Origin of the sequence: Kocuria sabuli (genome assembly GCF_040981185.1) — a bacterium.
GTDB lineage: Bacteria > Actinomycetota > Actinomycetes > Actinomycetales > Micrococcaceae > Kocuria > Kocuria sabuli.
Genome location: NZ_JAVHZE010000058.1, coordinates 1 through 936, shown reverse-complemented (window position 1 = coordinate 936; position 936 = coordinate 1). Strand labels below are relative to the sequence as shown.

The following is a 936-nucleotide window of genomic DNA, read 5'->3' as shown; positions in this document are numbered from 1 at the left end:
AGGGTGGCCCGGATCGCCTCGGCCGAGCGCTGCAGCATGGCCTGCTCCCGCTCGTCCATCGGCACCACCAGCCGCTCCAGCACCCCACCGCGTCCCACCACCGAGGGCACCGACAGGGCCACCCCGCTGATCCCCCGGTAGTCCTCCAGCACCGTGGACACCGGCAGCACCGCGTGCTCGTCGCGCAGCACGGCCTCGGCCACCCGCGCCCCGGCCAGACCGATCGCGTAGTTCGTCGCCCCCTTGCCCTGGATCACCGCGTAGGCCGCATTGACCGTCTCCCCGGCGATCTGCGCCAACCGCTCCTCGGTGAAGGGCCGGCGCCCCTCGACGGTCCAGTCCCGCAGCGGGATCTGCCCGATGTTCGCACTCGACCACAGCGGGAACTCGGTGTCCCCGTGCTCGCCGACGATCGTGGCGTGCACACTCGAGGTGGACACCCCACCCTCCTGCGCCAGCAGCCACCGCAGCCGGGAGGTGTCCAGCACCGTCCCCGAGGACATCACCCGCCCCGCCGGCAGCCCGGTGAGCCGCTGGGCGATCACCGTGAGCACATCACAGGGATTGGTCACCAGCACATAGACCGCCTCCGGGGCCTGCTCCACCAGCCGCGGCATCAGGCCCTCCAGGATCGACGCGTTGGCCCCGGCCAGCTCCATCCGGGTCTGGCCCGGCCGCTGCTTGGCCCCGGCGGTCACGAACACCACGTCCGATCCGGCCAGCACCGCGATGTCGTCGGAGCCGGTCACCCGGGAGCTGGGGGTGAACATGGCACCGTGGGCCAGGTCCAGGCCCTCGGCGCGGACCCGGTCCCCGGCGAGGTCGTAGAGAGCCACCTCCTGGGCGACTCCGCGGATCAGCGCCGCATAGGCCAGGGAGGAACCGACGGAACCGGCGCCGACCACGCCGATCTTGGTGCGGGCGGGAGTGGTGGGC

1 protein-coding gene is annotated in these 936 nt (G+C 72.6%); it reads right to left on the bottom strand.

Annotation, left to right across the window (positions count from 1 at the left end):
• On the bottom strand, nt 1–936 hold a 936-nt coding region (locus RE027_RS17830; RefSeq protein ID WP_438612449.1), incomplete at both ends, for an L-lactate dehydrogenase.